This is a genomic window from Candidatus Neomarinimicrobiota bacterium (genome assembly GCA_034716895.1).
GTDB lineage: Bacteria > Fidelibacterota > UBA8477 > UBA8477 > JABMPR01 > JABMPR01.
This window is the reverse complement of the sequence record JAYEKW010000122.1, coordinates 1-12,305: the sequence shown is the minus strand read 5'-3', so window position 1 is coordinate 12,305 and position 12,305 is coordinate 1. Positions and strand designations below refer to the sequence as shown.

General features: G+C 45.7%; 16 protein-coding genes. 15 read left to right on the top strand and 1 reads right to left on the bottom strand.

Going from position 1 to position 12,305, the window contains the following annotated elements; translation table 11 throughout:
* From U9Q77_07880 to U9Q77_07870, 3 genes are all read left to right on the top strand, one after another.
* Nucleotides 1–289: Rnf-Nqr domain containing protein (locus U9Q77_07880; GenBank protein MEA3287279.1), on the top strand; the 289-nt coding region annotated here is incomplete at its 5' end.
* A 16-nt stretch (nucleotides 290–305) separates the two neighbouring features.
* The gene (gene nqrF, locus U9Q77_07875) at nucleotides 306–1,526 is read left to right on the top strand and encodes an NADH:ubiquinone reductase (Na(+)-transporting) subunit F (GenBank protein MEA3287278.1); all 1,221 of its coding nucleotides are present in this window, start codon (nucleotides 306–308) and stop codon (nucleotides 1,524–1,526) included.
* An 86-nt stretch (nucleotides 1,527–1,612) separates the two neighbouring features.
* Nucleotides 1,613–2,674 (top strand): FAD:protein FMN transferase, encoded by a 1,062-nt coding sequence (locus U9Q77_07870; protein MEA3287277.1) that lies wholly within the window; start codon nucleotides 1,613–1,615, stop codon nucleotides 2,672–2,674.
* A 24-nt stretch (nucleotides 2,675–2,698) separates the two neighbouring features.
* On the opposite strand, the gene U9Q77_07865 is transcribed toward U9Q77_07870, so the two are convergent.
* Entirely contained in the window at nucleotides 2,699–3,655 is a 957-nt protein-coding gene (locus U9Q77_07865) for a M28 family peptidase (protein ID MEA3287276.1), read from the bottom strand.
* Nucleotides 3,656–3,845: 190 nt separating this feature from the next.
* On the opposite strand from U9Q77_07865, the gene U9Q77_07860 reads away from it, so the two are divergent.
* The 12 genes from U9Q77_07860 to U9Q77_07805 form a co-directional block, all read left to right on the top strand.
* Nucleotides 3,846–4,397: a Na+/H+ antiporter subunit E gene (locus tag U9Q77_07860; protein ID MEA3287275.1), complete on the top strand. Its 552-nt coding sequence runs from the start codon at nucleotides 3,846–3,848 to the stop codon at nucleotides 4,395–4,397.
* Nucleotides 4,394–4,642: a monovalent cation/H+ antiporter complex subunit F gene (locus U9Q77_07855; protein ID MEA3287274.1), complete on the top strand. Its 249-nt coding sequence runs from the start codon at nucleotides 4,394–4,396 to the stop codon at nucleotides 4,640–4,642. The genes U9Q77_07860 and U9Q77_07855 overlap by 4 nt, the downstream gene beginning before the upstream one ends.
* Complete coding sequence (gene mnhG, locus U9Q77_07850; GenBank protein ID MEA3287273.1) at nucleotides 4,639–4,983, top strand: monovalent cation/H(+) antiporter subunit G; 345 nt, start codon at nucleotides 4,639–4,641, stop codon at nucleotides 4,981–4,983. Before U9Q77_07855 ends, mnhG begins: the two co-directional genes overlap by 4 nt.
* Nucleotides 4,980–5,231, top strand: a complete 252-nt coding sequence (locus tag U9Q77_07845) for a hydrogenase subunit MbhD domain-containing protein (GenBank protein MEA3287272.1) — start codon at nucleotides 4,980–4,982, stop codon at nucleotides 5,229–5,231. The genes mnhG and U9Q77_07845 overlap by 4 nt, the downstream gene beginning before the upstream one ends.
* Nucleotides 5,228–5,908 (top strand): Na(+)/H(+) antiporter subunit B, encoded by a 681-nt coding sequence (locus U9Q77_07840; GenBank protein ID MEA3287271.1) that lies wholly within the window; start codon nucleotides 5,228–5,230, stop codon nucleotides 5,906–5,908. The genes U9Q77_07845 and U9Q77_07840 overlap by 4 nt, the downstream gene beginning before the upstream one ends.
* A gap of 12 nt (nucleotides 5,909–5,920) precedes the next feature.
* Nucleotides 5,921–6,262: an NADH-quinone oxidoreductase subunit K gene (locus tag U9Q77_07835; GenBank protein ID MEA3287270.1), complete on the top strand. Its 342-nt coding sequence runs from the start codon at nucleotides 5,921–5,923 to the stop codon at nucleotides 6,260–6,262.
* 4 nt (nucleotides 6,263–6,266) lie between these two features.
* On the top strand, nucleotides 6,267–7,739 hold the full coding sequence (locus U9Q77_07830; GenBank protein ID MEA3287269.1) for a proton-conducting transporter membrane subunit: 1,473 nt from the start codon (nucleotides 6,267–6,269) through the stop codon (nucleotides 7,737–7,739).
* A gap of 1 nt (nucleotide 7,740) precedes the next feature.
* Nucleotides 7,741–9,600 carry a proton-conducting transporter membrane subunit gene (locus U9Q77_07825; protein MEA3287268.1) on the top strand — a complete coding sequence of 620 codons (1,860 nt, stop codon included), beginning with the start codon at nucleotides 7,741–7,743 and terminating at the stop codon, nucleotides 9,598–9,600.
* 310 nt (nucleotides 9,601–9,910) lie between these two features.
* Nucleotides 9,911–10,825, top strand: coding sequence for a complex I subunit 1 family protein (locus U9Q77_07820; GenBank protein ID MEA3287267.1), 915 nt, complete (start codon nucleotides 9,911–9,913; stop codon nucleotides 10,823–10,825).
* A 12-nt stretch (nucleotides 10,826–10,837) separates the two neighbouring features.
* Nucleotides 10,838–11,386 (top strand): NADH-quinone oxidoreductase subunit NuoB, encoded by a 549-nt coding sequence (nuoB, locus tag U9Q77_07815; protein ID MEA3287266.1) that lies wholly within the window; start codon nucleotides 10,838–10,840, stop codon nucleotides 11,384–11,386.
* A 5-nt stretch (nucleotides 11,387–11,391) separates the two neighbouring features.
* Complete coding sequence (locus tag U9Q77_07810; GenBank protein ID MEA3287265.1) at nucleotides 11,392–11,982, top strand: NADH-quinone oxidoreductase subunit C; 591 nt, start codon at nucleotides 11,392–11,394, stop codon at nucleotides 11,980–11,982.
* A gap of 12 nt (nucleotides 11,983–11,994) precedes the next feature.
* Nucleotides 11,995–12,305 (top strand): NADH-quinone oxidoreductase subunit D (locus tag U9Q77_07805; protein MEA3287264.1); only part of this gene is annotated, 311 nt, incomplete at its 3' end.

The following is a 12,305-nucleotide window of genomic DNA, read 5'->3' as shown; positions in this document are numbered from 1 at the left end:
TGCTTTGTACAGTGCCCTGGGTATCTTTTTGCCGCTTATTGCTGTGAATTGTGCCATCCTGGGTGCTTCACTCTTTATGGTGGAGCGGGAGTACACTTTTGCTGAATCAGCTGTATTTGGTTTGGGTTCTGGTGTAGGCTTTGCACTGGCCATCGCTGCCATGGCGGCCATCCGCGAAAAACTGCGCTATTCGCATATCCCTGAAGGTCTGCGCGGTTTAGGAATCACCATGTTAATCACGGGACTCATGGCTATGGCCTTTATGAGTTTTTCCGGAATCAGTCTGTAAGGAGGGCGTTATGAGTATGCTTGGTTTGATTATTCTTAGTACCCTGGTCTTTACAGGGATGATCCTGGTTTTAGTTGTGATCCTGAACTATGCCACCTCCAAATTAGTGAGCACCGGCGATGTAAAGATCCTGATCAATGGTGACGATGAAAAATCTCTCAGCACTCCAGCTGGGTCCACCCTGCTTCAGACCCTGGCGGCTGAAAAGATATTCCTGCCCTCAGCCTGTGGTGGTGGCGGTACCTGCGGCATGTGTACCTGCAAGATCGAAGCTGGCGGTGGTGAAATTCTGCCTACAGAGAAGCCACACTTGACCCGGACTGAGATAAAGGACAATGTCCGACTCGCCTGCCAGGTTAAGGTAAAAAATGATATGGAGATCACCATCCCGGATGAGATCTTCAATATTCAGAAATGGGAATGTGAAGTGGTTTCCAACCATAACGTCGCAACCTTTATCAAGGAGTTCATTGTTAGACTTCCTGAAGGTGAGACTCTGGACTTCCGGGCTGGTGGATACATTCAGATCGACATTCCGCCCTATAAACTGGATTATTCAGAATTCGATATCGAAGACGAGTATCGGGGTGATTGGGATAAGTTCAACATGTGGCGTTATCATTCAGAACTGGATGAAACCATTTTCCGCGCTTACTCTATGGCTAACCATCCGGCTGAAGGCAATATCGTAATGCTCAATATACGTATCGCCAGTCCCCCTCCCGGTCTGGATGTTCCTCCCGGTCTGGCATCATCCTTTCTTTTCAATCTGAAGCCGGGTGAGAAGGTTATGGTCAGTGGTCCTTATGGTGAATTCTTTGCCAAAGAGACAGAACGAGAAATGCTTTATGTTGGAGGAGGGGCCGGTATGGCACCCATGCGGAGTCATATCTTTGATCTGCTCAAAACCCAACATAGTTCGCGCAAAATATCTTTCTGGTATGGAGCACGCTCCAAACGAGAGATGTTCTACGATGATGAGTTTAAAGCTTTAGCAGATGAATTTCCGAATTTCAGCTATAACGTAGCCCTTTCTGATCCCATGGAGGAAGATAACTGGGATGGTCCGGTCGGCTTCATTCATCAAGTAGTACAGGATACTTATCTGGCTGACCATGAGGCTCCTGAAGATATAGAATACTATATGTGTGGACCGCCGATGATGATCGATGCGGTTGATAATATGCTTTATAATCTTGGAGTAGAACCGGAGATGATCGATTACGATAAATTCTAATTCCTCTGAGAATCGTTTTAATAAAAAAGGTTCGGGCAATCCGAACCTTTTTTTATTAAGTTCAAAGCAATCTGGAGGGTAACCCTATGAAACTGCAGTCTAGACAATCAAAGAACATCATCACAATCCTTCTGCTGAACGTTTTACTTTTGATCATAACCGGCTGTGGTAATGATGATCCAATTTTTTCAGAATATACCTTTAACGGGGCTACCATGGGAACCACCTATCACATTGTCATAGTAGGTGACCCTATCGACGTGAAACAACGTAGTTTGATATCCAGTAAAATTGATAGTTTCCTAATAGATTTTAATCATACGTTATCTACCTATGAACCTCAAAGTGAGATCTCCCTGTTCAACCAGAATCAGACCAATGAACCAGTCCCTGTTTCAGCAGAACTCCTCCAGGTGGTCACCACTGGACTTAATTTTTGTGCATTATCAGACGGAGCCTTCGATATAACCGTTATGCCCATTGTTAATTTTTTTGGGTTTGGTTTCGAGCCGGGTGAAGACCGCTTCCCGACAGTGGCTGAGATCGATGCCTGGCTGCTGTTGACTGGTTGCGATAAGTTGGAACTTGGTGATTCTACCATCACAAAAGCTGATCCCAGGATCAGTATTGACCTGAGTGCTATCGCCAAGGGAGATGCTGCAGATCATGTTGTCCACTTCCTTTCAGAGATGGGATTTGAGAATATTTTTTCTGAGATCGGGGGTGAGATCATGACTTCTGGTATTAATAAATTTGGTGAGTCCTGGAAAATTGGGATCGATCGACCCACATTTGGTGGAGCTCCTGGTGCCGATCTACAGCATATCATTACCCTGACTGATATGGCAGTTGCTTCCAGTGGTGATTACCGCAATTACCGGGAAGTTGAAGGAAAACGCATAACCCACGCTATTGATCCTCGTTCAGGTTCTCCCATTAATCACAATCTGGCAGCCGTGACAGTAATTCATCAGAGTTGCCTGGTCGCTGACGGACTCTCTACTTCGGTGATGGTCATGGGCTCTGAAGCAGGTCTAAGCTGGCTCGAGGATTTCCCCGATGCTGAAGGTTTACTGATCACCAGAGAAAAAGATGGTTCCTTCAAAGAGTATATGACCTCCGGCTTTGAGCAATATCTGGCAGATTAACTCTAGTGTTAAGTCAACTTGAGTTTAGAGTTGATGCTGCTTCGCCCAGCCCAGCACAAAACGCTGGACATCTCCCCTGTTATTCATGGGAATTCCTGCCTGCTCCAGATAGGGACCGATCGCCCGGTTCAACAGCTGCAATTCCATTTCTATGGGATCATGATTGAAACCAGCCGATCCAAATTCACGGCCATCCAATTGCTCGATCAGATTTGTCAGGTATTGAACTATTCGCTCCATCTTGGCATAATTTAAATGTTCCGGCTTATCCGATTCCTGATGGTAATGTTCCCAGCGGCCACAGGTGAAAAACAGATAGGGTTGTTTGTTTTCCCGTAAAACATGGTGATCACTGAGGTCACCCACATAGCGATTCAGAGTGGCAATGTTTCTCAGGCCAACTGGAAGTTTTACATCAAGCAGGAGATCAGCCATACTCTTGTGGCTTTCAGCTCCAAAAACAAAGACCAAGTCTTCCATACCTTCCAAGGGAACATCGTGTCCCACCAGATCCAAAACCAGTCCAGCATGAATGCTCTGTTGAAGTTGCTTCTCATAGAAATTGACAGAACCCATATGTTCTGTCAGGAAACGGGGCGGTTCCTCAGCATCCGGAAAAAGCAGGATCACATCTCTCTGTAACCGCTTCTGCTTCAAGATCTGCAGAACGGACAACCAGGTGGCAATAGCGGCGGCATTGTCATCAGCTCCAGGTTGATCACCACACGTATCGTAGTGAGCCATCAGTAAAATTGGTGCTGATTGCCGATCCCTTCCAGGTAAAACGCCAGCCAGGTTTGTGTATCCTGTAGTTTCAACCCGATAAGGCAAGGTGTAATTATCACCTGCATACGGTTGTAAATCTGCAGAGTTCAGGCGTTCTATCAGATAGTTTTTTGCTAATTCATGACCATGGCTACCCACCTGGCGAGTTCCCGGTGCTGCCAATGCTTCTACTGTCCTGCGTAATTGATCCTGCATCCCCTCTTCCACCTCATTTCATAATTCCTGCTATCATAAGCGAACTGCAAATGAATGCAATGCAAAAAATCGAGGCATTTATTAAGGTTTATTCTGTTCACTCAGGTTCTTGCACAAATCAGTAGTTGATTTTCATAATTACTGCACCCACATCAATTATTTCTAAGCAATGTTTGCTAGGTGGCATAAAATGTGCACGCGCACAGCTCCTGACGCAGCTAGCGTTATTAATCTTGAAGGCGATGAGGATATCATGAGTCGTTTTATTTTTACCTGGGGAATGTTAATGCTACTCTGGATAGGGTTTACAGGTACGCTGGATAGTATGGAACTGGTGACCGGGGCTGGGATCAGTCTGATCATCGCCATCTATGCCTTTCGAACCTTCACCCATGAAGGTCTAAATCTGTTCACTCCAAGAAAATTAGCATATATTGTTAAATATCTGTTGGTATTTTTGGTTGAATTGATCAAATCCAATATTGATGTTGCCCTGCGGGTCATCAATCCCAAGATGCCGATCAATCCTGAGATAGTTGAATTTAAAACCAAACTGAAATCTGAAATGGGCCGATTGATCCTCGCCAATACCATAACCCTGACACCTGGAACCTTGACCGTCGATGTGATCGATAACACCTTCTATATCCACTGGCTGAACTCAGAATCAACAGACCCGGAAGAAGCCCGTCAAGCAATTGCTGGAAAATTCGAACCCGTTCTGCAGGAGATTTTTGAATGATATATATTGTCTTGGTGTTTTTAGCTCTAGGGATCCTGCTGGTAAGTATCCGCTTTGTTAAAGGACCCACCCCATCAGATCGCGTGGTCGCATTAGATGTGCTCACCATCATTAGCACTGCCGGACTTGTATTCCTAAGCCTCTTTTTTGACCGCGCCATCTACCTGGATGTTTCGCTGATCTATGGTGTTCTGGGCTTTGTCGGGGTCCTGACCATTGCCCGATATTTGGAGGGTGGCTTATGATAACCCTTTCTATCATTGGACATATAATGGTTGCCGTGGGAAGCGTGTTCTTATTCCTGGGTGCCTTGGGAATCTATCGTTTACCTGATATCTATTCACGGATGCAGGCTGGCACCAAAGCAACCACCCTGGGTGCTTTGAGTATGATCATTGGTGTGGGACTCATTCAACCTGAATTTTTCACTAAAACCGTGATCATTGCCCTCTTTATAGCCATTTCAAACCCAATCAGTTCACACGCCCTGGCTCGTGGATCTCATAGAGCCGGCATCAAGCCCTTCAGCAAGTCTGGTTTTGATGCCTATGACACTATGAAAGAGAAAATGGAGAAAGATTTATGAGTGATGCATTCGTTATTGTGATTCCCTTACTGGCACTAATTTTGGTCGGAGCAGCCATCTTTGCTGTTAGTCAAAAAGACCTGCTCCTGGCTGTTATTGGTACTTCTATCGTGAGTCTGATCCTGTCGGTCATGTTCTTTATTCTCCAGGCACCGGATGTGGCCTTGACTGAGGCAGCTATCGGTGTGGCGCTCACAACCATCATCTTTATCATCACCATTAAAAAAACCACACGGTATGAAGAATGAGAAAAATAATCACCATCACTTTTCTGGCCATTCTGGGATATTACATGATCATTCTTTTTCAACAGATCCCCTTTGGTGACAACAGAATGAACGTAGGACGTCACTATCTGGAAAATACAATTGAGGAAACTGGTTCGGTCAATACAGTGACTTCGATCGTGGTAAGCTACCGTGGTTTTGATACTCTGGGAGAAGTTACCGTTCTATTTCTGGCTGCCACAGGTTTGGGAGCCATCCTTTTTGATAAGCGCGGAAAAAAGCGCCGGAGACAAAATGCCAGTTCTCTGGTTCGAACCACTTCAAAATTATTCTACCCCCTCATTGTCCTGTTGGGGGCTTATGTCTTTGTTCATGGCCACCTGACCCCAGGTGGTGGTTTTCAGGGAGGGGCTATCATTGCCACAGGTGTTCTGATGATGTACATGTCATACCGTCGCTTTGAGACCAACCATAAAGCTCTGACCATCATCGAATCCATGGCAGGCTTGATCTTTGTCACCATCGGGATGGCCGGTTTGATCATCGGTCAGAGTTTTCTGGAGAACTTTCTCCCCCTGGGGACACCAAACACATTATTCAGTGCCGGAATCATCCCCATCGTATACAGTGCCATTGGCTTTAAGGTCGGGGCTGAACTCACCGGTGTTTTAGATACCCTGCTAAAAACCATTCGATAGAAAGAAAGTGATATGATCTATTACCTAACCTCCATCGCTCTCATTCTGATCGGAATGTATGCAGTCCTGGTCAAGAAGAACCTGGTCAAGATGATCATCGGATTATCCCTGGTGGATGGAGGCTTACACCTGCTCTTCATCGCCATTGGTTACGTTGATAATGCAACAGCGCCGATCTTTTCAAAAGAGGGTCTCAGTGCTGCTGAGATGGTGGATCCCATCCCTCAGGCATTGGTCTTGACTGCCATTGTTATTGGATTGGCAGTGACAGCTGTGGCTCTTGCCATCATTATTCGACTCTATGACCATCATAAAACTTTAAATGTCAATAAGATCAGAGAGCTGAAGTGGTAATGATATGGAATTGTATTTCTCACCTGTTCATTTTATAGCAGTACCACTATTCGCGGCTTTCCTACTGCCTCTATTGGGACGTATTTCACAAAAACTGGTGCCCATCGTACCAGGGATTGTGTTGCTCTATCTTTCAGTAGTAGCCCTGACCCTCTTTCCCCACGCTTATGAAGCGCCTATTGTAGAGATCATCGCCGGCTGGCGTCCACCCTTTGGGATCACCCTGATCTTTGGACCGTTGGCTGCTTTCCTGGTTACCATGATCACCTTGATCGGCTTTGTTGTGTGGATTTACAGTTATCGATTTATCATCCGGCAACCACTTGAAAAATACTACATGCTTTTCATGTTGCTCATTGCCGGTTCCACCGGGATCATCCTCACAGGAGATATCTTTAATCTATTTGTTTTTCTGGAGATCACCGCCATTGCAGCCTATGCGCTGACTGCCTTTCTCAGAGATCATAACGGAGCAGAAGCGGCTTTCAAGTATTTGCTGATCGGCTCCTTTACCTCTGCTTTTGTGCTACTGGCCATCATCATTCTCTACGCCAATGTGGGAACACTCAACATGGCAGATATTGCGATGAGGATGAGCGATGTCCCGGTTAAGATCAAACTGACCATTATGATATTGTTTATTGTGGGGCTGGGCATTGAGGCTGAATTATTCCCCTTGAATGGTTGGGCTCCAGATGCCTATTCGCAGGCTCCATCTCCCATTGGCGCTCTCTTTGCCGGAATAGTGGTCAAAGCAGCTGTCTATGCTCTGATGAGAGTTCTGTTCACGTTATTCGATCTATCAATATCCTCAAATTTCTTGATCGTCATGGGTACCATTACTTTGCTCATCGCTGAGATGTCAGCCATGCGACAGCAACAGATCAAACGCATGTTGGCCTTCTCCAGTATCGGTCAGATGGGTCTGGTACTGGTCGCTTTTGGATTGGGCACCAAGGAAGGCATTGCAGCGGCCCTGTTCCTGATGTTCAGTCATGCAGTGATCAAATCCATGCTCTTTTTCAGCGCGGGTTATCTGGTCTTCTTCTCAGGACATAAAAACATAGTTGACCTGGAAGGTATGGGTCGGGAAAAGCCCTGGACCGGATTTTTCTTTTCATTGGGCGCCCTGGCAATCATCGGTCTGCCACCATTCTCAGGATTTTGGGGGAAATTCTACCTGTTGATCTCAGCCGCCAATTCTGATCACATGCTCCTGATTGTTCTGATCCTTTTTTCAGCAGTGATCGAAGCCGTTTACTATCTGCGGGTAGTGGGTCGTTTATATTTCAAGAAACTACATGACATCGAAGTTCGGAAGACACCATTCACTGGTTTGTTAGCCATGGGAATATTGGCGTTTGTAACGCTGACCATCGGTATATATCCAGATTTTATTCATGAGTTGGTACTCCCGGCAGCCAATGAGCTGTTGGATAAAGCTGCATATCTTCAATATGCCATGATGGGACAGTAAGATGGAACCGTTACTCAACATTCCTGCCATTTTAGCGATCGCCTTCGCCGGAAGTATTCTGGCATTTATCACTCACCATGCACTACCCAAATTCCGAACTGCTGTCGTGTTGCTACTGACGCTGATCCCGGCTTATCTGGTCTGGCAACTACCGGCTGATAGCTCCATGATCTATTTTTCTCTGGGCGGTTTCGATCTAAGTTGGGGCACCAATCCCTATTCACGCCTCTTCAGTTTACTGATCGCCGGTATTGGTGTATTAAGCACGATTTATTCACTGGCATTTATGAAGAACAAAGCACGACTGGGCTTTTTCTACCTGGCCTTTCTGGCCACTATAGCCTCCATGTACGGTATTGTCTTCAGCCAGGATCTGCTTTCGCTGTTTTTCTTTTGGGAGATCATGACCTGGTCCAGTTTTCTAATGGTAATCTATTATCGTTTTGAGAATCAAGCGGCAGGTATCCGCTACTTCGTTTTCAGTGCAGTGGGTGCTTATGCACTATTGACAGCCATTGTTTACCTCTATTCCTTTACCGGTGATCTTTCCCTGACAGCAACCTTTCGCATCATCCCTCAATTAAGCACAAGCCAAATAAGTTTGATCACCATCCTCTTTCTATTGGGATTCGGTGTAAAAAGCGCTCTGATGCCAGTTCATGTCTGGGCTCCTGATGCCTATCGCAGTGCTCCATCACCTTTCACCGCTTTATTCTCCGGTGTTCTTTCAAAAATGGGAATCTTTGGAATGGGTCTGGTGCTCTTCAAGTTCATGGGTGGTCTGGAACAGGGACATATCATTCGCGAAGTGCTGGCCTGGATGGGTGGTCTCACTGCCCTGCTGGCGACCTTTTACGCTGTCTTCCAGACTGATGCCAAAAAACTCCTGGCCTACAGTTCCATCGCCCAGTTGGGATATATTATTATCGGCTTGGCCGTTGGCACTCCCCTGAGTGTCATGGCTGCCATCTTTCTTGCCCTGCTCCATGGTATCTTTAAAAGCATGCTGTTTATGGGAGTTGGATCCGTTTTTCATCAAACTGGCAGCCTGGATCTGAATGAACTGACCGGCTTGATCCGAAAGATGCCTCTGAGCTTTGTAACTGTTCTTATGGGCATTATTACGGTATCTGGTGTCCCGCCTCTGGGTGGATTCGTAGGAAAATGGATGCTTTACGAATCATTGCTAACCTCTGGACATTATTTTTTAGTCGCTGTAACATTTATATCCAGCACTGCCGCCTTCCTCTATCTGTACCGCTTGATCTTCTCCATTTTCCTGGGACAGGAAGAAAAAGAATACGAGCATGTCAGGGAAGTCTCCTGGGTCATGTGGGTGCCCATGCTGATCCTGGCCGGATTGACCATGCTGGCCGGAGCTATGCCTGGTCTCTTCTTTGAGCCAATTGCTGAAGCGATGAAATATCTGGGATTCCAGCAAGTTGATTGGCAAATGTCTGTCTTGTTTAATTCCTGGGGTAATCAGGTTGACATGCTGGCAGTGATCACTTCCATTTTCTCTGTATTCTTATTGGGACTGGCCTTCATTACCTGGAAAAATTATAAGACCACCCGTTATGTCACGACCCGGGATATCCATACCTCAGGTGAAATTCCTACAGAAAATGAGAATCTGACCTATGCTGTCGATTTCTATCGTCCCTTTGAAAGGGCAGCAGCACCGGTCTTCAAATATAAGGTGACCCGGATATACGAGTCTTTTGCTAAGAATGCTGAACTCATTTTCGATCTCCTGCGTCACGTCTATACTGGAAATGCTCAAACCTATGCACTCTACGTGGTCATCTTCCTGGTCGTGCTTATTGTATTCTCCGGCTGGATCTTCGGGATTCAAATTTGACGGTCTCGCAAAAACGACCCCTCGCAGCGCGCAGAGCGTTGTATTGAGTTCATCGAAATGACGCAAAGTGTTGTTATATATGGTTTTAGGCTTATTCACTATATGTGGTTGTATTTAATGGTTTTAGGGCACATTTTATGAATTCTCAGATACTTCTAGCGGTTTCGTCAAATTTAGTGATCTTAGCAATGGACAACTTTTGTTTTCTGGCCACCAAGACACCAAGGCACAAAGAATTAGGAGAAAGCCTTTTTTGTGTCTTTGACTCTCTGTGGCAAAGGGATTTACATTTTATTAAGGATCGATCACTATGAGTTTTGATTGGATAAAATTACTGGGATTTATTGTCACACCGCTGATTGCCAGTGCTGTGGGCTTCACCTATATGGGTTTGAGCCGTAAGGTTACTGCCCGAGTTCAGAACCGGATCGGACCCGGTGTCTCACAGAGTTTTATTGATGTGGTTAAACTGTATAGCAAGAAAACCGCGATCCACCACGGTGTAATGCAACATATGGGACCTGTATTTGCCATTACCGCTTCAGTCACCACCCTGTTCTTCATTCCCATTCTCAAGGACTCCATCTTTTTTGCCAACTTCTCTTTTCGGGGAGATCTGATCTTCCTCATGTATATCATGGTTTTTGGACAATTGGGCATGGCTCTGGGGGCTGGTCAAACCGGTAATCCCAATTCAGCCATTGGTGTTTCCCGTGGTTTAAGTCAAATGGTTGGCTACAAGGTTCCTTATGTGCTGGCACTGATCGCCATTATGGTGAATTTCGAAACAACCAATCTGCAGGAATTGATTGCTGTTCAGGATGGGTTTCGGAACTGGATGATCTTTCAAATGCCGGTGGCTTCCTTAGCCGGTATGTTGGCCTTCCTTGGTTTTATGATGTATGCCCCCTTTGACGTACCCTTTGCTCCTTCTGAAATAGCGTCGGGACCCCCTTCAGAATTTGGTGGCAAATACCTCGCCCTGATGATGACCAGTCGCTCCATTTTCACTTTCGTTAAATTAGTATTATTTGTAGATCTTTTCTTTGGAGGTGCCTCCAGTTTTATCGAGCTGTTGATCAAAACTTTTGTATTGTACTTATTTGCTTTATTCGTCGGGTTGGTAAATCCCCGATTCAGAACCGAACAATCCATACAATTCTGGTGGAAATGGCCTGCAGCCATAGGCATTCTGGCAGTCCTGCTTGTAGCCTGGAAAGGTTAACTAATTATGAACATGAATATTAACGATAAAGACGGGCGCAAGATAGTTGATATCATTCAGCGCTATGCCCAAAAGCACTCTCTCTGGGTATTAGCTTACGGTACTGGTTGCGGAGCTATTGAAATCCCACCGACCATGACCTCACGCTATGATGCTGAACGATTTGGCATTACCGGTCGACCCACCCCGCGGATGGCTGATGTTCTGTTGATCACGGGATATTTAGCAACCAAAACGCTGAAACGGGTAATCCGTTCCTACGAGCAGATGCAATCACCTAAATATGTGATCGGGTTTGGCTCATGCACCATTAATGGGGGCATGTATTGGGATTCTTACAATACCATTAAATCTCTGGATCATTACTTACCAGTGGATGTCTATATCAATGGTTGTATGCCCCGCCCTGAAGCTGTTATCTCAGGCTTTGTTAAACTTCAGGAGATGATCAGCGATGGGTCAGCCAATGGCTGGGAAAAATACCGTGACAATCTGGACCTTTACCGCTCACAGCAAAAAGAGGTCATTAAAAACTGGCAAATGCCAGATTACAATTGGTGATAACGATGAATGATCCTCAAAATAAATTATCCCTTGAACAGGCTTTCGCCAAAAAAATCCAGAACACTTTCAAATCTGCTCGTGTACGCGTTGTCCGGGACAAACGAGTGGAAGTCATTCTAAGTGCCGATCTGGTCCCGCCTTATCTGGCTCATGCCAAAAATCAACATGATTTCCAGCATTTGACCCATATCTCTTGTGTCGATTGGCTGGAAGATGGACACTTTGAGTTGGTGTATATCCTCTGGTCCTATTCAATGAATATCCAATTGATCGTAAAATGCCGGATTCCCCGCCATGAACCGGAGTTTGTAAGTTTACGAAATATCTGGGATCACGCTGAAACTTATGAGCGTGAGATCCATGAGATGTATGGTGTTACATTTGCGGGAAATAACCGTCGGGGTGACTTTCTGCTTGAGGATTGGGATGGACCACCGCCCATGCGTCGGGATTTTGATACGGTGAAATATTCTGAAGAAAAATTCAAGGATCGGATGGATGCCCGTCAGGATGCTCAGAATGTCCGTGAGACCATTACCAAACGTAGTGGTGAAGAAATGCCTGATTTCGCCAAACCTTATTCTCTACGATAATTGGATTAGACTATGACTCGAGAAAAAGAAACTACACTATATCTGGGACCACAGCATCCCGGAATTACTGGCAATATGATGGTAAAACTCAAGGTTGCCGGTGACACTATTGTTAAAGCTGAAACCCACGTTGGATATCTCCACCGGGCTTTTGAGAAACTTATGGAAACCAGAACCTGGATGCAATCCTTCCCTATCGTTTGCCGTATCTGTGTACCTGAACCCGATCCCAATGAAGAGAATCTTGCTCGGGCCGTAGAAGAGATCGAAGGACGTGAAGTGCCCGAAAGAGCACAATATATTCGGGTCATGGTGCTTGAATT

Bases quoted from the DNA above. Each gene is read 5' to 3' on its own strand.
- U9Q77_07825 (MEA3287268.1), top strand. From the start codon at position 7,741: ATGGAACCGTTACTCAACATTCCTGCCATTTTAGCGATCGCCTTCGCC.
- U9Q77_07870 (MEA3287277.1), top strand. From the start codon at position 1,613: ATGAAACTGCAGTCTAGACAATCAAAGAACATCATCACAATCCTTCTG.
- U9Q77_07855 (MEA3287274.1), top strand. From the start codon at position 4,394: ATGATATATATTGTCTTGGTGTTTTTAGCTCTAGGGATCCTGCTGGTA.
- U9Q77_07840 (MEA3287271.1), top strand. From the start codon at position 5,228: ATGAGAAAAATAATCACCATCACTTTTCTGGCCATTCTGGGATATTAC.
- mnhG (MEA3287273.1), top strand. From the start codon at position 4,639: ATGATAACCCTTTCTATCATTGGACATATAATGGTTGCCGTGGGAAGC.
- U9Q77_07845 (MEA3287272.1), top strand. From the start codon at position 4,980: ATGAGTGATGCATTCGTTATTGTGATTCCCTTACTGGCACTAATTTTG.
- U9Q77_07830 (MEA3287269.1), top strand. From the start codon at position 6,267: ATGGAATTGTATTTCTCACCTGTTCATTTTATAGCAGTACCACTATTC.
- U9Q77_07835 (MEA3287270.1), top strand. From the start codon at position 5,921: ATGATCTATTACCTAACCTCCATCGCTCTCATTCTGATCGGAATGTAT.
- U9Q77_07820 (MEA3287267.1), top strand. From the start codon at position 9,911: ATGAGTTTTGATTGGATAAAATTACTGGGATTTATTGTCACACCGCTG.
- nqrF (MEA3287278.1), top strand. From the start codon at position 306: ATGCTTGGTTTGATTATTCTTAGTACCCTGGTCTTTACAGGGATGATC.
- U9Q77_07865 (MEA3287276.1), bottom strand. From the start codon at position 3,655: ATGCAGGATCAATTACGCAGGACAGTAGAAGCATTGGCAGCACCGGGA.
- U9Q77_07810 (MEA3287265.1), top strand. From the start codon at position 11,392: ATGAATGATCCTCAAAATAAATTATCCCTTGAACAGGCTTTCGCCAAA.
- nuoB (MEA3287266.1), top strand. From the start codon at position 10,838: ATGAATATTAACGATAAAGACGGGCGCAAGATAGTTGATATCATTCAG.
- U9Q77_07860 (MEA3287275.1), top strand. From the start codon at position 3,846: ATGTGCACGCGCACAGCTCCTGACGCAGCTAGCGTTATTAATCTTGAA.